The organism is Bradyrhizobium sp. DOA9 (genome assembly GCF_000617845.2).
In the GTDB taxonomy this organism is placed as follows: Bacteria; Pseudomonadota; Alphaproteobacteria; order Rhizobiales; family Xanthobacteraceae; genus Bradyrhizobium.
Window position 1 is genome coordinate 6,680,861 of record NZ_DF820425.1, and the last position, 26,693, is coordinate 6,707,553.

Consider the following 26,693-nt stretch of genomic DNA (forward strand, 5'->3'; position numbering starts at 1 on the left):
TCAGCGACGCCCCCCCTGCTTCAATAGTTTATTCGCGCGGGCCGACCAATCGATCAAACCTGAAGGCCCCGTGTCCTCGCCATTGGTACCAGCCGGATTTGTCGTCTCGATCGTAACGAATTCCGGCTGACCGAAATTCGCCGCCGCCGGTATGCCCGTATCCGCCTGGTTGAAGAGCACGGCGAAGGGCGCTGGCACGAATGCGCCGAGTTGCTCGATGAAGACATGCATCTCGGCTTGCGGCACTTTCGGTCCGGGCGGATTTGCATGCTTGCTATCGGCTGTACCCGCATCGAAGGACAGCCGCTCACCCTGGTTGAGGTTCGGGCTCAGCACATACCCCTCTGAGCCATCGACATGCTCGAGGCCCATCAGGTGTCCCAGCTCATGCGTCACGACGCTGAGCAGATCCATCCGTCCGTCCGCAGGTCCGCCGTCGATCGCAACCAGATTGCCGTCCTCGTCGCGGACAAACTCGTTGTCATTGTCCGGAGTGAGATCAACAAACCAGCCGTACCCGGCCCCGTCAGTGTCGAGATAAAGGGTGTTCCCCTCGGCCTCGCCCAGTATCCGGCCGGGCAGATCGATGACCTTGATCCTGACCGCTGACAGCGCGGCAAGCTGCTCGCTCGTTGCAAGACCGCTTTCCAACCAGTCTTCGCGGGCAGCGGCCAGCAGCGGCTCGACCTCCGACAGGTCGAGGGCCTGGACCGTGACCGGGTTGCTCGCCTCGGTCGCGGCCATCAGCGGGCTGGCGGCCTTGAAGGCAGGGTCGTTCGTTCGGATGACGATTTCGTCGAAATACACTGTTCCATTCATCGCCACGAGACCGAAGTTTCCATCGACCAGCGCAGAGTTGAAGCCGTAGGTGCCGACCACCGCTCCGTCGACCGTGATCGTCGCCGCGGCGCCGATGAAGGACAGCTTGACGCGGTGGCTGGCCGCATTGTCCAGCGTCTTCGCGTAAGTCATGTCGATCGAGAGCCCGTCATCCGGATCGACATGGCCGACTTGGACCTTGTCGCCGACGACGTCGATCAGAACGAACTTGTAGTCATTCGGTCCGTAATAATCGAAGACCAGACCGCTGACGCTGCTGACCGGATCGATCTTGGCCTCAAGCTCGAGCACCGAACTGACCGACAGTTCAGCACCGATGTTCGCGAGGCTGATCGCAGGTCCGGCCGCCGTTGCCGTGCCGATATAACGGCCGCCGGTGACCTGCCATGTGCCCGTCTCAGGCGTGTAGACCTTGGCCGCTTGCGCGCCGCCGAAGTCGTCCTTGACCTCCAGCGTGAAGTCCGGCGGGAGGACCTGGACGCGGAAGTTGTCCGCCCGCCCCTTCGAGCCGTCCATGCCGAACCCGACCATTCCGCCATTGAGCGGAACAGGCTGGCCATAGGCATCGAGGCGCGGCTTGAAGTTGTAGGAGAACCAGTTCACGCCCGCGACCTGGACGGTCACGTTGTTGCCGTTCACGGCAACCAGCACGTCGTAGTTCTCGTTCGGCTTGATCTGGACTGGCTTGTTCGACTGGACCACGTAGTGCCAGCCGGACGCGTCCTTGTAGCCCATCTCGATCTTGTTGGTCGACACGTTGATGCCGGCAAACTTGAAGTCGACGTCGCTGTAGTAGTCGAAGATGATGTAGCCGTTCGCCTTCCAGCCGTTGACCGGCTTGTCGACGTTGATGGTCGCGGCGACCTCGTAGTAGGTCGGCAGGTAGCTATCAAGCAGGAATACGGCCGAGCTGGTCGCGGTACCGCTTGTCGACGCGACATTCATCACGCCGTTTGTCGCCGTGAAGTTGCCGACGTCGGCCGAGAAGCCGTTGAGCGTGCGGTCGTTGAAGTCCGCCGTCCGCAGGATGTCGCGGCGTCCGCCGGGGATGTTGCCGGCTTGCGGATCGGTCGGAGGTCCGGCCTGATCCTGCCAGAAGCCATGATCCTGCTGCGTCACAAGGCCGATCTCGCCGTACGGGTCGCCTTGCTGCTGGATCACGTTGGAGTAGCGTGACTGGTGGTTCGGTCCGACGTCCGCGGTCCGCGTCATGTCGACGCCGTCCGAGAATGCCTGCGCCGCGAGGAAGTCCCAGAGCTGCGGCGGCACCTGGCGGCTGACCGTCGCGATGCCAAACGGCGCGAACGGCACGATGTAGGAGTTGAACTCGCCCAGGTGATCGATCAGCCGATCGCCGCCTGTGTTACCGATCAGGATGTCGAGTCCGGCTCCGCCGAACACCCGGTCTTCCCATGAGAGATGGGTTTCCGGCGTGTTATTGAGACCGCCATCCGGATCGTCCGCAGACCCGAAGTTGCCGTTGTCGTAGACCGACACGGGGCCACCCATCACGTCGTCGGCGTTCATGAGGTCATTGCCGAAGCCGCCATAGATGTGGTCCCGGCCGGTGCCGCCCACGATCCAGTCGTTGCCCATGTCGCCGAAGATGCGATCATTGCCATCGCTCTGGACCGCAATCTGCGAGCCGATCGGAGTGCCGTTCGGTGCGAACTCCACATAGCTGAGGACCGGCACGCCTTCGTTGTCCGGCGCGTTTAGGAAGTAGCTCTTCTTGCCGACGAACGAGCCGGTTTCCCAGACCGAGCCGTCGTCGTTGAACAGGATCACGCGGCGTGGGTCATACTCGTCGTAGAGATAGAACTCGCCCGTGCGCGCGCGAACCGGCGTCGGCTCGTTCCAGTGTGGGTCGCCCGTGTTGAACAGCAGGATGTTGCCCGGATTCCACGGACGCGTGAAGTCGGTCCGCACCAGGCCGGTCGGCGTGACGAGGTTGATGCCGTCTGTGCTTTCGACGGGCGTGCCGTTCACGGGCGTGAACAGCTGGATGTAGCCCTCGGAAATCACCTCATGGCCGCCGATCGCGTCGTCGCCCGAGCCGCCATGCAGGAAGTCGTCGCCGAGGCCGCCGAAGATCACGTCGTCGGCGAACAGCGGATTGTGGTTCTTCGGATCTGCCGAGGCATCCGGCACAAGCACTGCATCCTCGACGCTATCGAACGGCGTGAGGTCGACCGACTTCACGATCGCATATTCGACGTTGATCAATTCCACCTGCACGTGACCAGGGGTGTAGATCAACTCGTTGATCACATTGCCCTGGCTGGTGCGATCGTCGGGATCGGCTTTCAGAAGGCGATAGATGCCGAACAGGCTCTCGGCCAACTCGCTGCCGTAGAGACCGGTGCCGGTCATCTTGGCGTTGCGGCTCGTGAAGATGCGGCCGTCATCGCCGAGGATGCCGTCGCTGCCGGTGCCGCCGGAGATCCAGTCGTTGCCCCAGCCGCCGATGATGTCGTCGTTCTCCGCATCGCCGAAGGCGATGTCGTTGCCGCCACCGAGATAGATGGTGTCGTCGCCGGTCTCGCCATGTACTTCGTCATCGCGGCCGATGTCGACCTGCGACCAGAAGCCGAAGGTGCTGTGCCAGCCGGCGCCCCGATCGATGTCGGTCGGGGTCTCGAGGTCGAAGAGAGCCGACTGATAGTCCGGGCCGCCCGGTGTGTAGTCGAGCTGCGTGACGCCGCGAACCACGATGCGTTCGCCGGTCTCGACCGCGTAATCCGCAACCGTCTGACCATTGACCACAATGTTGGCGTCGTAGGTATAGGACAGGAACATGCCGTTCCTGGTGTTGTAGAGCTGCTGGTAGTTGATGTTGGTCTTGCCCGCCAGCAGATCCGTGCCGTTGATGCCGACGAGACGGATGATGTCGCCGTTGTCGCCGGCGATCGTATCCGCGTCGCGGGTGTGGCGGTTGAGGACCTGCGTGCCGACAGCCTGATCGGCATCGTTACGGTCGATTTCCTGGCCCGAGCCGCCGAAAATCATGTCTCCGCCGTCCGGACGGTTTTCCGGATCGACGAGGCTGAAGAAGCTCGAGGAGCCACCGACGATATCGTCCTGGCCGAGGCCGCCGAAGATCGTGTCGCAACCGCCGCCGCCCTCGATGTAGTCGCTGCCGTCGGACGCGAGCCCTATGGAGGCGACCACCTTGAGCGCGCCAGTTGGATCCGTGAGCTCCGGCATCTCGCGTCCCGCGCTGACATAGCGCGTGAGCGGCGTGAAGCCGTCTGACGTGCCGTCGCCGCGGCCGGTGATTGCGCCGGCGATGGTGCCGTCACCCTGAATGACGTCGTTGCCGAGCTGGCCGAAGATCTGGTCGTTGCCCGCGCCGCCGGCGATGTAGTCGTTGCCGAAGGAGCCGGCGCCGGTGATCCCGGCCTCGACATCGAAGTTGTGATACTGCGCGTAGTCGATCTTGTACTCCGACCACCAGGACGGTCCGTTCGGATCGCGGAAGTCGCGCGCGATCGGTTGGAGGCCCAATTCCGGGTGCAGCGGGTCAATCGCGAGCGAAACCAGCAGCACGCCGCTGTTGTCGCCCGACACCTGATTGATGTCGTAGCCCGTCGGAGCCGCACGGTCGCTGCGCGAATACATCAGCGTGCCGGCCAGCGTCTGGAAGCGCAGGCTCTTGATATCGTCGTACAGGTTGCCGTCGGCGCCGCCCATGCGCGAGAGATTGACGTTGTCGCCGAAGATCAGGTCGTCGCCCTCGCGGCCGTCGAGCGCATCATTGCCGGCGCCGCCGATGATGATGTCGTCAATCTCGGAGCCGAGCACCACGTCGTCGCCGCCGGTCTGGGGTTCCTTCGAGTTGATCGCGAGCACCGTCGAGAGCAGCGTGGTCTGGATCTTCTGATCGAGCACGAATGGCCGGTTCGGATCGATGACCAGCTGAATCACCTCGCCGTGATCGGCGAAGATGATGTCCGGCGTGCCGTCGGTCTTGCCCGAGCCGTTGCCCTCGATGTGGTCGGAGCCGGCGCCGGCAATATTGGTGTTGCCGGTCGCGTCGGCACGACGATTGCCCATCGGATCGCGCACTTCGCTCGGCACCGGCGCGAAGGTGTTGTCCGCCTTCTTGGTGGCCGGATTGATGCTGGGTGCGGGGCTCTTGTCGAGCGTATCGATCGTCAGCGCGCGCGTGAGAATGTTCACGTTGATGCCGCTGTCGCCGTAGATGTGATCCGTGCCGCGCTGGCCGATGATCGTGTCATTGCCCGAACCGCCGGCTAGATGGTCGCCGGTCTGCGAGCCGATGATCAGATCGTCGCCCATGCCGCCATAGGCGGTAATGCCGACCGACGGGAAGATATTGGAGTCGGCCTTATCCACAAACAGCGCTGAGGCGTCGATGATGTCGTTGCCGTGGAAGTCGAACGGATTGGCGAGCGAGAACACCCACTCGTCGTCCTCGTTCTGGTTATCCGGCAGATGCGGGAACGGATCGTACGGCTTGTCGCCGAACTCGAGGCCTAGCCGATCGTAGCTGTGGCCCGAATACCAGATGCCGTCCTGGCTGGTGTCGCCATAGATGACGAGCGGGCTGTTCGGCCCGCCGCCGCCAACCACCACGAAGTGGTCGCCGCCCACGCGCTGTCCGCCAGAGCGGGTGATGTCGTAGGTGGTGATCTTCAGCGTAGCGATGCCGTCGGAGCCGGCGCAATCGCGCAGCGCCGCGTCAAGCAGCACGAGGGTGGAGCCCGAGATCGACTTGATCTTGAAGGCTCCAGCGCGGCCTTCGACGAACAGCGTGCCGCCGACCTCGAAGCCGAGCGTGCTCCAGTTCTGGCCGTTCATCAGGCGCACGACCGTCTCGAGGGTCGCATCGTTGCCCGGAGTCTGGGCCTTGATCTCGATCTTCACCGTTTCAGTGATGGTCGTCTCGAAGGCATCGGCCACATGCACGAGGAATTTCTCCTCCTGCAGATCGCCCAGCACCGTGCCACCCGTGCGGAGCGGATCGCTCAGCACGAGAACCGATCCAGTGCCCCAGGTCTTGAATTCGCCCGCAGGCGTCGCGATGCCGTGATCCGCAGTGTCGTCGATCGCGACGATCGTGCGCGTGTAGGTCTCGCCTTCGAGCTGGATCACCTGGCCGACCTCGAAGCCGACCTCGGAGAAGCTGCGGCCGTCGCGACGGACCAGCAGGTTCTCATCCGTGTGGAAGTCGAACGTGCCATCCGTGTTGATCTGGAGGTTGCCGCCGCCATGCAGCACGGTAAGCCCGCCATGGGCTCCCTGCACCCAGAACAGGCCGTTGAGCGACGACCCCTGGGCCTGCGAGAGACCCTTGACAACGATGCTCTTGCCGTCGTCCGAGATCTCGACGATCCGCAAATCGATCCGCGTGCCGTTTGCGAGATCCACGTGGATGAGATGGCCTGCGAGGAAGCCCGCCTCCTCCCAGTTTATCGCCGGTACAGCGCCGTCGAGGCGCGAAACCCACTTGATCGTGGACAGGCCGCCACCCACGTTTGTGACCGTGGTGTTGAGCAGCTGGGAGACATCCTTGTCCACGGCCACGAGCTTGCTCGAGCCGCTGAACGAAACGCCAGCCGGCAGACTCGACCGGTCAACGATCAGAAGCGAGTTGTCGCTCGGATCGCGATAGGGCTTGCCAGTCGCCGGGTCGATGATCGGATTGCCTTGGCCGTCGAAATAGGCAATCGCGTCCTCGATGCCGATGATCTTTCCGAGCGCAATACGGACGCCGCTGCTGTTCACGTAGAACAGATCCTGGCCGACGAGGAAGCCCTCGCCCTTCCAGTTGAAGCCGTCGCGAGTGATGACGAGCTTGTTCGCGTATGCCGGATTCAGATTGTTGAGCTGCTCGTAGTTGTTCGAGTTCTGCACCGCCTGGAAAATGTTCTCGGCCGAAACGTGGTCCGCCGGATTGAGCGTGCCTTCCACGCGCAGGTCATCGTTGCCCTCGCCGAGCATGACGTTCACGACCTCGACGGTGGAGACCGTGGAGTTGTTCGTCACGCCGTTGGCGCCGAAGTTGACCTTGCCAAAGCTGATGCCGCCCGGGAAGATCAGCGTTTGCGGTCCCTGGCCCTCCGGGCCTTCGCCGTAGAGCGGGCCCTCGACGTTCGGGAAGACCAGATCCGGGCCCATTGCGAAGCCCTTCAGCGTGGTGTCGGTCAGGACGCCGGTCGTGTCGGCCTTGGAGCCGTCATTGTAGATGTTCAGAACGTCGATCTGCTGGCTCTCCGGCGGCTGCGCGCCGATTGCGATCAGGAACGCGTCCGTCTCACCCGGCAGCTTGACGCCATTGGTCAGCGAACGGTCGGCACCAGCCGGCCCGCCCTCGACCGCGAGAGGTCCGCGGATTTCGGACAGCCGGTGGTTCTTGACCGGGAAGATCTTCACGCCTTCGCGAGTCGTCGGTACCTCGTAGTACGGATCGGCCGTCAGCTCGATCGTCTGCAGCTGGTAGTAGTTGGTCGTCGAGAACGTCGTCACCGCGGCGATGCGAGTGACCGTGACGTCGACGTTTCCGGCCAGCCAGCTAAGATCCGCGGCAGCGAAATCCGCGGCCGGATCGAGGGTGAACTGCAGGGAATGATCCTGCGTACCGTTGAAGCCGCGGATGATCGCGATCTTGGCGTCGATGAAGTTGGTGCCATCGCTGATGCGCACCCACTGGCCTTCGAGGAAGCCTTCCTTGAGCCAACCATCGACGTCGAAGTTCGGATCGCTTTCGGGGTCGGCGATGTTGGTGACCTCGGCCTCGAGCCGGACCAACCGCCAGGCGCCATCCACCTGCTCCAGGCGCACGCCACCGGACCACGTCTCGAGTTCGAGCAGCCGCGAAACGATGACATCCTTGACGGACGTGTTGAGGAGGCCGGTCGATGTCTTCAACGTCAGCGTATCCTCGGTCACGGAGGCGACCTCGAAATCGGTGCCCAGGTTGCTGAGCCGCAGAAGGTCGCCCTCCTGCCAGCCCTCGGCGAGGAAGCTGCCGAGATCGCTGCCCGAACCACGCGTCAGCGTGTTTCCGTTGAAGTTGATCGTGCCATTGAAGACCTGGACGGGACGCAGGCCACCGACTTCCTCGTAGGACCAGGAGATTGCTTCTCCGGCGTCGTTGATGTCGCCATCGTTGTTCAGGTCGTAGCCGACACCGGTGACGTTCGCGAGGCCGTCCGTCAGGATCGCCACGTCAACATCAAACTTAGGCGCCTTGGTCAACCGCAGGCGATAGCTGTCGGAGACGGACTCATTATCGGGGTTGGTAGACAGGTCGTCGGGGATCAGAATCGTATCGCGGCCCGTCTCCAGCACCACCGAGCCGGCGGTGTCGTCATCGATCACCTCGATGTCGAGGAGGCCGGTGCCCGACCGAAGGTTGGGGAATGCGAAGTCGCCGTCGTCATCGATGGTCTGGTCGCCGTTCAGCACGTTCTTGGTGACCGTCACCGAAGCATCCAGCCCCAGGGTCGCGCCCGCGGCCAGGATGTTGAGCTTTGCCACCACGCCGCCGGTCGCGAAGCCCGAGATCGTCGCGATGGTGCCGTCCGTGATGCCGGCAATGCCGGTCAGCACAACGGTCTGGCCGATATCGAATCCCTTCGAAGCCCAGGCCGTGGTCTGGAGCGAAAGCGACAGCCTGTCCGTGCCGTTGTCGTCCCAGGTTCCCACCGTCATGGACTGCGTGACGCTCGCGACGTTGAGGCCGAAGCCGATCACTGCGGTTTCGGGATCCTCGCGCACGTCGTCGCTACGCGCCTCGATAGTGAGAATGACGTCGTCGTCCCAATCCGATGAGTCGAACGTCAGCGTGAGGTTGGTCTCGTCGAAGCGATTATCGCTCGACGTGATCTTGATACCCTTGTCGACCAGGTCCGCCAGCAGCGCATCCCCGGTGAGACCGCCGAAGTTGAGCTTGACGACGATCTGGTCGGTGGCATCGGGCTCGAGCGTGAGCTGGACCGAGATGCGGTCCTTGAGCCCCGTGAGGCCGGTGCCGTCGTCTTCGACCACTAGCGTGCGGCCGTCCTCGACGTCGAGGAACGGATCGAGCTCGGTGACGAGCACGCCCGGCGTGTCGTTGTCGCGCAGCTGCACTTCGACATTGCGCACATCGATCGCGTCGTAGTCCGGCGAGGTGGTGGAGATCACCGAATGCTGGACCACCACGACGCGATCGCCCTCTGCGCGCTCGTCATCGACTGCGTAGAGGAAGACCTCCTGGGGGGTGTCCCAGCTGTTGTGGTCGAAGCGCAGCACCACGGCACGGTTCGGTACGAGGATCGTCTGCCCGTCGATGACGACTTCGCGCAGGAAATCGTCATTCACCTGGCTCTCGAGCCCGTCGAAATCGATGAGCGAGCCGGTCAGCGGGGACCTCGTCACCCACAGCGTGTCGCCCGGGCCGTTCGGGAGCGGCACCGGATTGGCGAACGCGTCATCGCGCTCCTCCTGCGGCGACCGTGCCGCCGACACGGTGACATAGACCACCTCTCCGTCCTCAAGCGGACGGGCCAGGCGCACGGAATAGCTGTCGGTCGGGCTCGAGCCCTCGCGCACGGCCGTGAAGCCATTGAGGCCTTCGTCGATGACCACAAGGCCCTCGCCGTCGGTCGTCACGTTGTAGTCGATGCCGTCTATGACAATTCCGTCATAGAGGACGTCGTCCGACGTCACGAGATGATCGACTGCGCCCGAGACGCCTTCGAGCTCGCGGGTGACGATGTCCGCGGTCACGTCGCCGGCAACGTTGATCATGTCGGAGCCGAGGCCGCCGATCACGCGATAGGCCACGCCGAAAGCGGTGGACTGGACGAAGAACTGGTCGTCGCCCTCGAGGCCGTCGACCTCGACCACCTCGATGGTGGTGTAGCGGACATTGAGGCCCGCGCCAAAGATGCCCTGCGCCGTGATGGCGATGTCGTCGGCGAATTCGGTACCGAGGATGACGAGCTTGTCGAACCCGGTGCCGCCGTCGACCGAGACCGGAGCGTTGACGTTGTAGCGCACCTCGTCCTGGCCGCCGCCGGCGCGGATGTCGGGAGCCTGCGCCACCGAGAATCCGAGTCCGATTTGCGGCGTCGCGACACCGTCCTCGTCGAGCACGATGACGTCGTCGGTGGTGTCGTTGACCGTCAGATAGACGTCGAGGAAGTTGATCCCGCCGTCGCCGACGACGTTGTCGACGATATTGCGATCGAAGACGTAGCTTCCGTTCGTCTTCAACGCCGTCTGCAGCACCACCTTTTGCGAATGGCCCGCGATAGCTTGGTCGAATGCCGCCGCACCGTTCTTGAAGCCGATTGTTAGGAGATCGACGCCGGCCTGCAGATCGTCGACATCGATGATGCCGTTGTCATTCCAGTCGAAGTCGGTGGTCGCCGAGATGGCAAAGGCGCGGACGATGAACAGATCGTTGTTGTCGTCGCCTTCGAGTCGCAGCTCGGACTGATTCGAATACACCCGGAACTCGTCGTTGCCGGTACCGCCCTGTGCGATCATCGGCGCCGAGGAGCCGCGGCTCAGCCAGCCGCGGGTGGTCGGCCTCAGATCTGGGAACTCGTCCTGCGGCAGCAGATTGCCGTCGTCCTCGTTGCGGTTGGCCCCGAAGATCTGTCCGATCTGGAAGGTGTCGTCGCCGGCGCCGCCGTCGAGGGTGGAAATGACGGTCACGTCGTCGACGAAGAAGGAGTCGTTGCCGCCACGGCCTTCGACCGTGAGCCGGCCGTTTAGCCCGGTATCGTAGCTGATGCGCTGAACCTCGGCGGAATCCTCGTTGCCGGTGATGACGTCCTGGTACGGGTCGAGCGTGCCGTGCAGCAGCGCGACGTAGCCCGGCCGGTCGGCCGTTTCATGCGGCAGGTAAGCCGCTGCGCGGAGCAGGAAGATGTCGTTGTCGCCATCGTGGCCGAAGATGTCGAGCGTATCGACGCCGTCATCCTCCTCGCCCGTGTCGAGGACGTTGATGATGTAGTTGCGCTCGTCGCCCTGCGACCCAAGCGTATAGACCTCGTAGGTGTCGGTATCCGACTGGCCGTCGAGGGTCAGCGTGTGCTCGGCCAGCACGTTCATGTCGTAGTTGAACGGCGTGAGCGGGGTGCCGGTGGTGTACGGATTCACCGTGAATCCGACCGTTGAGATCGCCGGCGACGTCTGCGCGGCCGCATCCTGCAGGAAGTAGACCTTGAAGTCGTCTTCGCCGTCGTTGCGCGCATCCGGCGTCGCGTAGGCGCCGGTCACGGCCGTGTTGCTGCCGTAAACCTTGGTCTTCGAGCCGATGAAGACATAGCCGTCATCACCCCAGCTGGTGCCGCCGGTGTCGCCGCTCGTATCTCCGAACTGGAAGAAGTCGCTGTCGGAATTACCGAAGATGCGCGTAACGCGGTCGGCCGCGGTGACGTTCAGCGCGCTGTCGTTCGGACGCCAGGTGCCGATCGGCCGCGACGTCGAGGTGCCACTCGGCACGTTCGGCGAACGGTTGCCCGCCACGACCATGACGGCGCCAGCGATTATCTGGCCGCGCAGCAGGATGGTCGTGCCGTAACCGACGTCGCTGTTCACGAAGTCGCCGAAGATGTCGATCTGCTTTCCGGCCACGATCGCCGAGTTCTGGTGGGTTTCGATGTCATCGCCGACACGGAGCAGGACTGCTCCCTGCTCCGCAAGGATGAGACCGTGCGGCAGCGGGCGCGATGCATCGACGTGCAAGCCTGGCGCCGTCACGTTGTTCTCGGCAAAGCGCGCGCTGCCGTTTTCGATGAGCTGCAGATCCTCGGCGGTGGAAGTTGCCGAGGCGGACTCCTGCACCGTCAGCGTTATGTTTCCGAGATAGGTATGGGCGAGAACGAGGCGCAGCTCGCCCTCCGTCTCCGTCAGCCAGATGTTGTTATTCGCCTCGAGCGCGACATCGTCCACATCGGCTGTGAGGTCGGTGTTCTTCACCAGTCCGTTGCGGCTGTTGATCTCGAGATCGTCACCCGCCTCGCCGATGCTGGCGCCGTCTCCATTCGCGTCGAGATCGACCGACAGACCGATCACGTTCGGAGCGGACGATCCGTTGCGGTCGATGATCGAGCCGTTGAGCGTGCGCAACGACACATCGTTGACCGTGCTGACGGTATGGACGCGCATGTTGCCGGCGATCTCGTCGAGGAAGATGCCCTGGCTGATGCTCGCGGTCGTATCGAAAGCACGCAGTACGCCCGTCGACAGATTGCGATTGTCAACGTCGATCTCGAGGAAGTTGTCCATCCGGCCGATACCGCCGAACGCGCTTGGGCCGCCGGTCAGATTCGGAGCCGAAACCTGGTTCAGTACCTGGTTCGGATTCGGGTTCGCGAACGCTGCGTCCGCAACCATCGTGATGTTGCGGGCCGACACGTCCGCCGCCGCCTGGTTCGTATCCCACTCGGCATCGACGATGCTTTGCGGCGAATAGAGCAGAACGTCGCTCGCCGTCGACTTGATGGTGCCGACGCGGAAATCGCCACTGATCTCGGTCAATCCGATCCAGCCGTTGGTCAGAACCGACGTGTGACCGTCGCCCTGGACGACCCCCGTCGTGTCCACCTCGACGAGGCTGAGGACGTTGATCACCGTGTCGCTTGGCAGGCTTTCGGCGGCAACGACGTTCACATTGCCGGCGTGCGAGATGTCGCCGGATTGCAGGCCCGCGATGGTGCGGTTGCCCGAGGTGTCGAGGCCACGGAAGTCATAGGTCGTTCCGATCTTGGTCGTGCCTGCGCCATAGGCGCCGCGGCTGACGCCGACAGGGTCCTGATCCGGAGGCGGGTTCGCCTTTACGAAGTTCGTGTAGTAGGTGAACTCCTTCTCGCCGGTCGGGCTGACGCCCCGGTGGCGAACCACCACCCCGCCCGAGTCGCCTTCGCCGGACTGCAGATATGATGGCCGCAGAAGCACGTCGGCATCGTCGCCCGCCGCAATCCGGTCGACATTGACGACGTAGTACGGATTGCTGCCGAAGTCGGAAGCCTGGCCGTCGCGCATCAGCGCACGCACGTCGAGGAAGATGTCGTTGCCGGCATCGACGGTAAAGCTTTCCACGCCCTTCAGGGTATGGGTGTTGGTGAGCGCACCGGCGACGTCGATGTTCACCTTCTGGGTCAGCGCCGCGTCGGTGAAGAGCTGGACGCCGATCATGCCGGTGTCGGGATTGAATGCATCGCTGCCGAACGACACGTAGTAGTAGCCGCCGTCGACGAGGCCGGAAATGGGCGTCGACGTTGCGTCGTAACGCACCATCTGACCTTCGTAGAACCGGTTGCCGAGACCGAGGAAGATGGTGTCGGTCAGCCCGTTCACCTGGCTGGTGCGGAATTCGAACGCCTCGGGCACGCCCGCGGATTCGACGATCTCAACGATGACGCGCGTGCTGTCACCCGCGCCGGCATTCACGGACGCGTCGATGTTCAGCGTCTCGGTACGCACGACCGAGTCGCCGCCCGACTGATCGCCCAGCACCGATCCATGCTGCGCCACGATGGTGGTGACGCCGATCGGATTGTTGATCTCTCCATTCAGCAGGATATCGGCGTTGCCGGTGTTGGTGATCTCGACATAGGTCGGCGACACTTCGGACGCGATGTTGAAGGTCAGCGTCATCGTGTCCGACGTGCCGGTCGGAGTCAGCATGACCAGTGGCTGCCGGTCGGCGGTCACGTCGATGTCGTTGATCTGGATGTCCTTGTCCGACAGGTTCAGGATCTCGACCCGCTGCAGGGTCTCGCTGAACGTCCAGGTGCCGCCCGAGCCTGAGATATCGGTCGACTTGAAGGCGACGTCGCCAGGGCCCGGATTCTCGATGTCGTTGACGTAAATCTTGTCCGAAAGGATTTGGCCGGAGTCGATCTCGCTGCCGCCGCCGCCCTGCGAATCGTTGACCGTAATGTTGACCGCGCGCTGGATGGTCGCGTCGCCGCTGATCACCAGCGTCTTGGTCACGAGCTCCGGCGACTGGCCGGACAGGATCAGCACGTTGCTGGAGAACTCGATCTCGTCTTCCCTGGAGTCGCCGTCGGTGTGTTCGGCGCTGCCGCCCGCAGCGAGCGCACGCCGCTGGTGAGTGGCGTCGTGGTCAATCTCGTTGGCGCGGTTCTCCGCCAGCACGTAGAAGGCGAGACGCTTATCACCGCCAGCAAGCGGGCTGTAATTGAAATCGTCGAGATGACCGCTGGTCAAATCGCGAGGACCGGCAGTCACCAGCGTGTTGTTGCCGCCGTTGCCGCCACCGGTGTCGCCAAACACGTTCGCGTCGAGGTCGTAGGACGTGTGGGTGTCGGCGTCGATGTAGCCGAACAGACCGGTCGAGCGTGCGTTTGCCCGGGTCTTGAGCAGATTGTCGTGGTTCTCGACCACGAAATCCACGCCTTCCCAGCCGGTGATCTTGGCGCCGGTGTTGACAGCATCGTTGTCGAGGATCCGGATGCTGGATGTGAGGGCCAATTGAGCGCGCGCGTCGCCCTGGCCTTCGGCGTAGAAGCCGGCGCCGCGGCCATCGGCGGTGACGAACACGTTCGTGCCGGTGCCATCAGCGTGCAGGCTGACTTCGTTGCCCTCGAGCAGAGCACCATGCCGGACTTCGATCTCGAGATCGGAATCGTCCATGACGTAGTTGGCGGTGGCATCGCCGTCGCCGCCGAGACCAATACCGTTGGCATAGGCCCGGGCGCGGCCTGTCATGCCGCCATTGACGCGCCCGTCAACCAGACCGGCGACGAGCACCACTGCGTTCGCGCCCACCTCGATCCGCGACTTCCAGTCGGCGGCGACAAGCGCCTTGGCGTCGGCGAGGCCGACAAACCCGCCCGTCGAGGTCTCGCTGTCTGCATCGAAATGGCCCGTGCCTTCCGCGTGCATGACGAGGTTGCCGTCGGCGACGAGTTGCGTGCCCGAACCGATCTTCACGTCGACCGACATGCGATCTGCCGACTGGTTGATCTTGGCGTCGGCGCGGCCGACCGCGACGAAACCGCCGCTGCCGTTGCGTCCAAGCGCCGTGCCTTCCATCTGGCCGTCTGCCTCGATGGTGATATTGCCACCGGAGGAGACGAGCGCTGCGGAGATGTTGGCCTCCAGCACCGGCTCGACGTTGAGTTCCGCCTTGTTGACGCGGATGTCGGCCAGCAGCGAGCCGCCCGAGCCGCGCGCCGTCACTGCCGACGTTCCGTCACCCGAAGGCGGCGCGATCGTGGCAAGCGAAACACCGTCCGGACCCGTCATCGTCTGGCCTGCCAGACCGGCCGACGAGGTGAGGTCGATACGGAGCTCGTAAGTGTCCTTGTCCGTGGTCGTGTTCAGCTCGATGCCGAACTTGCCGAGGTAGTGAACGTTGCCGTTCGTCGCCGGCGGCGTCAGCGCGAGGACCGAGCCGCCCTTTGTCTCGGACAGACGAACCTGATTGCCGCTCTCCTCAACGACATAATAGACCTGACCGCTCTTCAACCCGCCAATCGGCGCGTTCTGGGCAAGCGTAAGCTGGTGGATGCTCGGATCGGCCTTGTCGTCCGGGGCAAGAACGCCGTCGCCATCGGGATCGGCTTCGATGATGCCGTCGGTATCCTTGTCCGGCTGCAGATCGATGAACGGCGCGTCGAACGTGTCGTTCTCGGGATTCAGGAGCTGCACCTGCGCGCCAGCGGACACAGTCGCGCCGACATTCGGCGAGGCAAGCTGGAGCGTGAGCTGGTTGCCGCTCACACTATGGATGGTCTGCGTCCCGTTAAGTCCGCCGAGGCCACTGAGCGTAATCGATCCACCCGCGGTGAACGCCGAACCCCAATTTCCGGACGAGAGCGTCAGCGTGTAGCGCAAATCCGTGCCGGGGCCGCCATCGACATCGCGATCATCCACCGTCATCGATTGATCGATCCGCGTGACGTGGCTCAGCGTACCGGTGATCGTCAGCGTGGCGCCGCTGATGGAGTCGATCGTGTAGCTGCCGTCGTTGCCGTTCGAGTTCGTGATATTGAAGGCCTCGCCGTCGTCGTAACCGAGTGACGACCAGGTCGAGCCGTCCGTCAGCACGACCTTGTATGTATTGACGTCCTCGCGCTCGTAATAGACGTTTTCGTTCACGCCCGCGGCGCTCTTCAGCTTGATGTAATACCCCTCCGCGGCCGAACCCTTTTCCGCGATGTAGTACACCCTGCCCTGAACCAATCCGCCCAGATCGGCGCCGACAGCCGTGCCAGCGGCGTTCGTCGAGGTGTAGACCACGGCGTTGCCGACCGCGAAGCCGCTGTCGATGTACTGGCCCTCCGTCGGGCTGCCCTCGACAAGGTCGACGAAGTAGATGCGGTTGTTGTTGGTGGAGTTGCTCGCCAGCGCCAGGTTGGTCGACCCGTTGCCGAGCGCGCCGTCGATGGTCGATTTCGCGACGTCGACAGTGCCGACACCGAACTTCTGTCCGCCGCCCGGCGCCTGGTAGGTCAACGCATCGTCGACATTGAAGCTGTTGGGTCCGAGATCGATCCAGTTGTTGAGGACGTTGGACGGCAGGAACGTTTCGGCGTTCGACGTGAACCAGCCCGGCGCAGTCTTGGCGACGCTGTCCACGAGCTTGATCGTCTGTGCATCGATGACGATCACCCAGAAGGTGTTGCTGGATTCATGCTCGACGTCGCCCGGCACGCTGCCGTCGTCGCCCGTAATCTTGGTGAGAATGACCTTGTCGCCGGTCTGGTAATTATGCGCGCCGGGGAACCGGATCTCGTCGCGGTTGTCGAGGATCGTGTTCGATGCACCGGAGAAGAAGTTGCCGAAAGCGATCAGATCATTGTTTTGCCCGACCACGATCACGTTGTAGTCTCGCTCGTCCACGTTCGGATTGTTTCCGACCTCGACGATGTCGCCCGTCGACAGGCCGTGGCTCAGCACCTGGATCGTGTGCGAGTTCGTATTGACGGATTCCACCTTATAGTTGGGTACGAAGCCCTGCTGCGGCGCTGCAATGGCCTTGACCTCAACGTTGCCGTCCGCGGCAAGCGAGGTCCCGGTGTCGATCATCGCGGTGACTTTGGGCTCCATCGTGCCCTCGGCCTCCGAGATGCCGACCGTGATGCCGCCGCCACTGACGCCCTTCACATTGGCATCGACCTCGGGCCGCGCTGTCGCGACGACCGCGACCGCACCCGCGGCCAGGATGCCGATGTTCTTGCCGATCTCGGCGCGGACCTCGCCGATAACCGAGGCGTTCGCCTTGTTGTGATCGATCGAGAGCACGCCGCCGCCGGCGGCGTTCACCTGGGCGGAGGCCGTATCCTGGCCCGTCGCCGTCACGTCGAGTGCACCGATCGTGTAATCCGGAGTGCCCGAGACGCTGGCCTGATCGAGGATTTCCGCGATCGTGATGCCGTTCGCCTGTGCATCGGCCTGCGTCGAGCCGACAGCGGCGAGTATGCCGACATTGAGGCCGTCAGTGTAGGCCCGCGCGTTGTTGACGCCGAGCGCCTCGATCTTCACGAAACCGGCGCCGAGCGCGTCCTGCGTGTCGATGTTGACGTCGCCGTCGATCTGCGCCCGCACCTGGGCGTTGGCCTTGGCTTCGGTGCGATTGACCTTTGCGCCGACCAGGGCGGCGCTCGCCGCTTCGGTCTTGGCGTTGGCCCGCCATATGTTGGCAGCCAGACCGAAGTTGTGAGTCGCGCGAACCAGCACGTTGCCTGCGGTGATCGTGCCGGCATCTATGATGGCCGTGACCACAGGGCTGACGGTCGCGCGCGCGAAGCCGACGCCGACGCCGACGATGCCGCCGGCCTTGCTCTCGGTGATCGCGTCGGCCCTGCCTTCGGAGATCGCCTTGACCTCGACGTTGCCGGCGGAGGTGGTGGAGCCGCTGATCCGGGCCTCGACTGTCGGCGAGGAGGTTGCCGTCGCGTCATGCCCGTTACCCGAAACGATGCCGCCGCCCGAAGCTTCGGCATAGGCGTCGGTGACGACGATGGCCTTCGCCTGGACGAGCACCGAACCGCTGCCGTCGATCTCGCCATTCGAGATCGCCTTCGAGCTGCCCTGTGCGTCCGCCTTCGCGATGCTGGCACCCAGGCCGATCGCACCAATCGTGATAGACAAGACCTCGGCGTGAGCCTCGACGTCGAGCAACGACGTGACATTGACCGCGCCCGACGCGTCGATATCGGCCGAACCGCCGATCACCGCCAGAACATTCTGATCGGACTCGACAAAACTGAAATTGATGCTGGCGCCGACCAGGCCTGCCCCGACGCCATAGACGTTGGATTCCACGTAGACGTTGGAATCCGCCTGGACCGTCACGCTGCCGACCCGGTCTATCTTGCCGATCTGCACATTGTCGCCGATGCGTGCAGCGGTTTCCGCCGTCGCGTTGTTGTCGTCGGCGAGGTCGATGCGGGCGAAATTGACGCCGATGCCGGCGGCACCGATCGTGACCGAATACACGTTGCTGGTATAGTCCTGGTCGTTCTCGGCCGTCACCGTGATCGCGGAAGCTCCGTCGATCGCGGCGTCGTCGCTGATTTCGGCAAGCTGCCTGCCTTCGTCGTTAATGATCGTGACCGTTGCGCCAAGCGCCACGGCTCCTGCCGCGACACCCACCGAGACGCCGTCGCCGCCACGCTCGCTCGCGGCCGTCACGTTCACGACGCCGCTCGCCTCAATCACGCCACCGAGCCTTGCCTCGACATTGCTGTTGACGTTGATGACCGTCACGCCGGCGCCGGCGCCGACGAAACCGCCTGCCGCGGCGCCCGTGATGAAGTCGAAGGAGATCCGCTCTTCGGCCGTCACCTCCACATCGCCGGTCTTGATCGTCGTCTTGTTGCCGCCGGAGCCGCCCTGCACGATGGCCGTCACCCCCTTCGGGGTTGCCGGCGTATTGAGCGGCGCGGCCACATCGACGCTATTGACCGACTTCGGCCCCATGATGTTCGAAATGCGCTTGTCCGCGCTGCCGGAGGCCGAGCCCGATCCTCCCGAGGACATTTCACCAAAGGCATTGTTGACACTCGTGGTGCCCTCGCCGCCTTCGTCGTTGGCGTAGCTCTTCATATCGGTCGAGCCGCCGCCGTCCTTCTTGAGCTGGGTCGCGTCGCCGGAATTGCCGTCTTCGTCCACGTATCCGCCGCCGAAATCGTCGTTGATGGCGAAAACGTTGACTGCGGCCGCCACGCCGACCAGGCCGCCGGCGCCGGAGGCCACGTAGCCGCGCACGTCCTTGTTGCCGAGCGCAGTCGCCTCGACGCGGTTCTTCGCCCGCAGGTCGGAGCCCGCGCCGATCAGCGCCGCAACGTTGTTACGCACGCTGCCGAAGCTGATGGAAGCGCCGACACCGACCAGGCCGCCGGCGATGCTGATCGCCGCGTTGATGAGCTTGTAGTCGTTCGAAGCAGTGACCCAGACGCCCTGCTGGCTGCCGACCGTGTCACCCTCGTCGAAATTCGCAGTGTCCATATTGATTTGGGCATCCGCGTCGATGGTCGCGAGCGTGTCGCTGTCGATGACGGTCACCGTCACGCTGCCTGCGATACCCGCAATGCCGCCGCCGGCGGACACAGTGAGGTTCAGAATGTCTTCGGACGATTGTGCCTGCACGATCACACCGCGCGCGGTGTCGAGCCCGAAATCGCTGCCGTCCTGCCAGCCGCCGGTGAGGATGTTGCCCACGCCGCCGCTTCCGAGCGCCTGCGCGTCGACATGCGCCCCGTTGCCGATCAGGGCGGTCGTGTCCTTGGTAACGACGAGAACGCCGACACCGGCACCGACGCCTGCAACGCCGGAGACGCCGACGCCGAGGCTCAGCTGCGTGAAATGGGTGAAGTCCTCGGCGATCACCGCAACGTCGCCGCCGGCCTTGACTGTCGCGCCGGCGCCGATCGTCGCCGAGGTGGTGTTGGTCACCGAGACGACGGACACGCCGCCGCCGACCGAGGCCACGCCGCTGCCGGCAACGCCGAAGCCAACCACGAAGAAATCTTCGCGTGCGATGGCGGTGACCGAGACATCGTTGGCTGCGTGAACTTCTGCGTTGGCACCGATCGTTGCCGTCGTCGTTTGATTGACGACGGAGACGTCGACACCCGGCGCGACACCGACGGTGCCGCCGATCGCGCCGCCGGCGCCGATGCCGACATGATGGAAGTCGGTCGCCGCGACCACGTACACGGACTGACCGGCCGCAGCAGCCTCGGTGGATTTGTTGATGTCGGTTCCCGTGCCGATGTCGGCAGTGGTGTGCGAGGTGAGCACGCTCACCGCCGCGCCGATGCCGACGCCGAAGGTACCGCCGGCACCGAAGCCGATTGCATAGGATTCAAAATCGTCCTTGCCGGACGCCGACACCACGACGCCGCTGGTCGGCGTGTCGTTCAGGGTCGCGGTGCGCTGGCTCGTGAGATTGGGATTAGAGATCTCATCCTGTTGATTAACCTCTTGCGCCTGGCCGGAGCCGTCGTCCTGCGTCGGATCGCCCTCCGCGACCAGATCGGTCGGGACCTGTTCGTCGCTCGTATCCAGGAGACCAACCTCGAAGGAATCCTCGTTGAGATTGTTCTTCGAATCCGCGCTCGTGAACTCGAACGAACCGGTGTTCACGCCGGTGTTCGAGCCCTCGGAACCGATGGCGTACTGTCCCGTCTTGGCCTGGGTGGTGATGAAGCCGAGGCCGACCACATCGCCGTTGGCGCCGATATCGGCATCGACGGTCTTGTCGATCACGGCCACCGCCGCGCCGGCACCGGCGCCGCCCGTACCGCCAGCGGCGGCACCGACCACGATAATGTCGATCTCCGACTCGTCGGACGCCTGAACCTTCACGCTGCCGCGTGTCTTGGCGATGGCATTGTCGCCGATCTGCGCGCGCGTGATCGGAGTCAGCAACAGGACCTCGGCACCGATGCCGACGCCGACCGAGCTGCCGACGCCGCCGGCCACACCAAATGTCTTGACAGTCTCGACCGAGCGCGCGTCGACCTCGATGTTTCCTTCGGCCATGGAGCCGACCGCAGCCGGATTGCCGCCGATGTCGACATTGCTGCCGATCAGCGCCTCGGTCGTCTTGTCGAGTTTGTGGACGCTGATGCCGGCGCCCACGCCCGAGCCGCCGGCCGAAACGGCCAGGCCGCCGGCAACGGACAGAACAGTGGTCTCGCTGTCCGCGTCAACAATCACGCCCGGATTGACTCCGGCCGCGGCGTTCCATGCATCGATTTCGACATGACCGCCGATCACCGCGCGGGTGTCTTCGGTCATGATCGACACGAGCACCGATCCGCCAATCGAAACGGGACCGCTTCCGGAGACACCGGCGGCGACGACGATGTCGAGGATGTCTTCGGAGCTGAAAGCATCGACGGTCAGGCCGATCGGACCGTGGGTCTCTATGTCGGCGTAGTCTCCGACCAGCGCCTGGACGGTGTCATCGTGCACAAGCACGTTCGTCGCGATGCCGATCGACGACGAGCTACCCGAGGCGGCGACGCCGCCCGCCACGAATGTCAGGTCGAGCGTACTGGAGGCGATGACGTTGACGTTGCCGCCGGCAGTCAGCTCCGTGGTATCGGCGCCGCTGCCGCTCTGGACATCCGCCTCCGTCGTCGTCAGGAGAACCGCGACGGCGATCGAGGCCGCCACCGCGACGTCGCTCGACGCCGCACCGAAGGTCGCGGCCACCGACGTCATGTCGTCGACCGCAGTGGCCGTCACCGATACGTCGCCATTGTCCGAGGTCAGGCTCGCACCGGCCTCGACCTTGGCCCGGGTGGTCCGCGTGACGACATCGACATTGATGCCGATGCCGACGCCTGCACCGCCCGCCGAAAGACCGATGGAGCCCGCGCCAGTGAACAGAGTCATGGTGTCGCCGGCACTGACCAGGACACCCGTATCACCTTCGACGTCGGCGTCCGCAAAGATGGTCGCCTCCGTGTTGATGGTGATGACGTTGATGGCCGCGGAGCCGCCGATCGCCTTGCCGCCGCCCGAAGCCGCAGCGCCGGCGGCGAAGTTCGTCAGCGCCAGTTCCTGGTTGTCGATTCCGCCCACCCCGGTGTTCAGGCCGAGCGTTTCCGACAGCGGCGTGAAGCTGCCGGTCGCCTTGACCGTCACCGTGCCGCCATTCGCGGTCACATCGGCGCCGGAGCCGACCTCGGCCCTGGTGTCCATGGAATTGACAATGTTGATCGAAACGGCGATGCCGGCGCCGGTTCCGCTTGTCGTGGACAGCGCGGCGCCGCCCGAGAGGTTCTGAACCTTCACCAGACTTGCGGCTTCGACCGTGACGTCGCCGGCGTCGGCGGTCACCGTCGCGTTGGCGCCGATCTCCGCCTCGTTGGAGATGTCCATGTAGTTGATCGCGATCGAGCCTGCGATCGCATCGGCGCCCCCCGCGGCGCCCGACAGCGCACGCACCTGGAACACGTTCGACTGGCCAGTCGGCTGCACTGCCTTGACGGAAACGGAGCTGCCGGAAACCGTCGCATCGCCGATCCGGGCAAGACCGTCGAACAGGACGATGTCCAGGCCAACCGCAGCCGCCGCGGTATTGCTATTGGTATTCTGGATGTCCATGGCGGTCGCAAGGGCGAGCGCCTTGGCGGTGATTTGGGAGGTCGTCTCGACCTTCACCGCACCCGAGGCATTGACATCGGCGTTGTCGTCGATCTCAGCGGTCGCGCCGCCTTCGAGATAGTTGACCGCCACCGTTGCGGCAACCGTCGTGCCGCCGCTTGAGTTGCCGCTGGTGCCGCCCGCGCCGGTCTTCAGGCCGGAGCCGGAGTTGGTGGTCGAGCTGCTGTTGGCGCTGTTGAACATGCCGTCACCGGACTGGGTCGGCGTATTCGTCGCCTGGCCGCCGGACTGATTGCTGGCGAAGTTTCCGGCGTTGGTCGTCTGCTGGTCAGAGCTCTGCGTCGTCGTCTTGTCGGCGCCCTTGGCGCTGGCTTTGGTCGTCGCGATGGATCTCAGGATCGAATCCGTCGTGACCGTCGCGCTCGCGATCTCGTTCACGCCGCTCGTCATCGAACGGCCCACATAGGCCTCGCTGTCGTCCAGCCCGATGTTCACGGCAACCGACGCACCGACGCCGGTGCTCGCACCGGCGACCTCGGCATCGGCCTTGGATATGATGTCGGCCGCGTGGTCGGCCGTGACGGAGAGAGCGCCACCGGTCATGGTGAAGTCGCCCGTACCGATGCCGATCCGCGCGTTCGTGGTGTTCTCGACATAGGTGACGGCAACCGCGCCGCCGACCGCCGTGCCGGCGCCCGCAGCACCACCGAGCGCCTCGGTGATCTCGTCCGTGCCGGGCTGGGCCGAAAGCAGCTTCGACACTGCATCTACCGACACGCCGTTCGCCGTGCCGTTCATCACGGTGTTGTCTCGGATGCCCGCGTCGGTCGTGTCGAACAGGATCGAGAGCGCAATCGATGCGCCGACGCCCGTCGAGCCCGAACCCTTCGAGACGCCCTTGGACGACGCGAGCACATAGTGCCGCGAGTCGCTCACCGCATCGATGTCGATGGGTCCGCCCGAGAGCGTCAATGTGCTGCCGGTGCCGCCGGCGAGCGGATTGGTATCGGACGTGACATAGCTCAGCGCGAACGAGCCCGCCACGCCGGTATCTCCGCCGCTCGCCGCCGAGGACGCCTTGGCGCTGTAATCGTGCGTCGCGTCGCCATCCACGGTGCGCATCGTCGAGGAGAGGATGAGGCCCTGCGCGGACACGTCCGTGCCCACCGCCACGCTCGCCGAGTTCTCCATGGTCGCGACGTTGATCGCGATGCCAATGCCGACGGCGTCGTTCCCTGCGGAAGTCGCCGCTTCGCCCTTGCCGAGCGCCGAGGCGTCGATGTTGTTCTTGGTCGTGAGCGACACGTTGCCCGAGGTCGCCGTCACCGACGCGCCCGAGAGCGTCGCCTCCGCGATCGAGGACGAAACGTTGACGGCAATCGCCGCCGCGACGCTGATGTCGCTGCCGTTCTGGCTGGCGTTGGAGGTCGTTCCCTTGGTGCCGGTGCCGGTACCCTGGGCCTTGGTGTTGCCTTGAGTAGTAGCGGCGTCCTTCTGCTGGTTGGCTGTCGCACCGCCGGTCTTCTTGACGCCCTTCGCCGAAGCAGTGGCTTCTGTCACGGACGAGCCGTCGCCAAGCGCGCTCAGCGTCACGCTGTCGGCAGACACACTACGGGCCACTTCGGCGCGCGCCGTGTCGTCGACAAGGCCGATGGCAATCGACGCACCGATGGCGGTGCTGCCGGTGGCGTTGCCGGTAGCCGTGGTCGTGGTCGTGCCATGGTGATCCGCCGAGACCGACATCGCGCCGGTCGTGGTCATGATCGCGCCCGTGCCGATCCGCGCCAGGGTCGTCTGGTCGATGACCGAAACAATGATGGCGCCGCCCACGGCGGTCGAGCCGGCGGTCTTGCTTTCGGCACCGCCCGCGCCCGCGATGGTGTTCTCGCCGCTGCCCGTCGCCGACAGCGTGACGTCGTCCGCTCCGGTCACCGCGATCGAATCGACGATCTCCGCTTCGACCTGCATGTTCGATACGCCGATGGCGATGGCGGCGCCGACACCGGTCTTGCCCGCCTTCGCTCCGGCCATGGCCTCCGCGTTGGTCGTCTGCGTTGAGGCAGCCGCGAGAACGACGTCCTCGCCGCCCGCGGTCACGTTGCCGCCGATAGCGGCGCGCGTGTCAGTCTCCGCTATCGAGAGCGCAAAGGAGCCCGCGACGCTCAGATCGCCGCCGGAGGCGCCGGATGTCGCCGTGGCACCGATCACATGCATATTGTCGCCCGAGGTTGCCATCAATGCCTCGGCCGAGACGCCGCCCGTCACCGAACCGCCGATGATCTCGGCCCGGTTCTTCATCGTCGCGACGTTGATCGCGACGCCGATGCCGACGCGATCGCCCTCAATCGCACCGCCCTCGCCCGAGGTCGCCGAGCCGTCGGCAATAGCCTCTGCGTCCATATCCGCACGGGAATCGAGAGACACGTCGGCGTTCACTATACGGCTCTCCAGAACCGCGGTGACGTTCAGTGTCGAGACGTTGAGAGCGACCGCCGCGCCGACCGCGACCGAGCCGCTCGACCCGCTGGCCGAGGTGTTCTTGCCGCCGGCATTCGGATTTTGCGCCTGGCCCGACTTCGCGCCGGCCGAGGTCACACCGCTGCCGACCTGGTTGTCGGCCGTAGTGTTGCCCTTTGAGCTTTCCTTCGACTTGCTCGTGCCTTCCGCGGAGGCGATCGCCTCGGCCTTGGACGCGCCGGTGCCGCTCGCCGTCATGGCGAGCGTTGTCGCGGTCAGATCGCGATCGAGATCGGCTTCGGCCGTATCGTCGACGAAGGACAATGCGAGCGACGCGCCGACCGCCGTGTTGCCGGAGGCGTCGCTGTCCATCTTCGCATGGCTCGAGCCGACATGCGTCGCCGTCAACGCGACGTCACCGGTCAGCGTCATCGCCGCGCCGGTGCCGATCCGCGCGCGCGTGACGCGATCATGCACGTCGATGACAAGTCCGCCGCCGACACCCGTTCCGTCGCCGGCGGCACCGCCGGCCTCGCCCGTCGTAGTGGCGCTGTAATTGCCGCTCGCTGTGGCGCTGAAGTCGTTTGCGCCAGTGATGGCGCCGTTCGCCACGGCTTCTGTCAAATGATTGGCGACGCTGATCGCGATGGCGGCACCGACGCCCGTGGCGTTCGCACCGGACTGCGCGGCGATAGCCTCGACGGTGTCGGTGGTGGCCGCCGCCGCCGTCAAGGCGATGTCGCTGCCGTTCGCCGTCACGTTGCCGCTGAGCAGAGCCTGGGTGTCGTTATCCACAAAGTTGAGAGCGAAGGAGCCTGCGACGCCGGTGTCGCCGCCGCTCGCGCCGGACGTCGCCTTCGCCTCGAAGACGCTCTTCTGGTCGAGGCCGATGGCCTTCATCGTCGCAGACAGCGTCACGCCGTCGTCGGCGTTGACGGTCGCGCCGGTACCGATGGCCGCACGATTGGTCAGTTCGGCGGCGTTGATCGCCACCGCGATGCCGACGGACGTGCCGGTCGATTCGGCTGCGAGCGTCGACGAGCTGTCGGCGATCGCGGACGAATCCATGTTGTTCGAGGACGCCAGAGTGAGGCTGCCGGTGCCGTCGCCGTCGCCGGCCGTCACGCTGAGCGAATTGCCGATGCTGGCGACCGCCTCGCTGTCCGAGAAATTGATCGCCAGCGCCGCCGCGACGCCGACATCGCTGCCACCGCCGCCGCTGCCCGAATTGGCCGTCTGGCTGTTGGCGCTGTCGGCCTTGCCGGATTTGCTGTTGGCGAAAGCAACCTGCTTCTGCTTCTGGTCGTCGGCCTTGGTGTTGTTGTTGTCGGCCGCTTCCTCGTCCTTGTCCGCGCCCTTGGCGCTGGCCTTGGAGTGCGCCTTGCTCGACCCGTCGCCGAGCGCCGAAAGGCTGACGGAGCCGTCGGCGCGCGTGTTGCGGCCGATGGTGGCAAACGCGCGGTTGTCCACGAAAGCGAGCGAAATCGCCGCGCCGATCGCGGTCGATCCGACCGCGGTGCCGTCGGCAAGCGCCGAAGAGAGCCCGTGATGGGTCGCGGTCGCGTTCAGATTTCCGGTGATGTCGAGCTCGACGTCGTCCGTTCCAATCGAGGCCGACGTCACGTTGTCGATCACGTCGATCGCAACCGCGCCGCCGACGCCTGTACCGCTGCCCTCGGCACCCGCTTCGGCCTTGGTATCGGATTCATGGCTGCCGGTGGCCGACAGCGTGATGTCGTCGGCCCCCGTGACGGTGGCGCCGTTCTCAAGCGCCGCGGTCGTCGTGTTCTCGATCACGGCCAGCGCAACCGAGCCGCCGATGCCGGTTTCGC

The 26,693-nt window shown here is 64.6% G+C and carries 1 protein-coding gene (cut by a window edge); it reads right to left on the reverse strand.

From position 1 onward, the window contains the following. Nucleotides 1-26,693 carry the 3' portion of a hypothetical protein gene (locus BDOA9_RS31570; RefSeq protein WP_244521552.1) on the reverse strand. 2,236 nt of this gene lie beyond the right edge of the window, so the window shows 26,693 of its 28,929 coding nt (coding positions 2,237-28,929); the start codon falls outside the window, past its right edge; the stop codon is at nucleotides 1-3.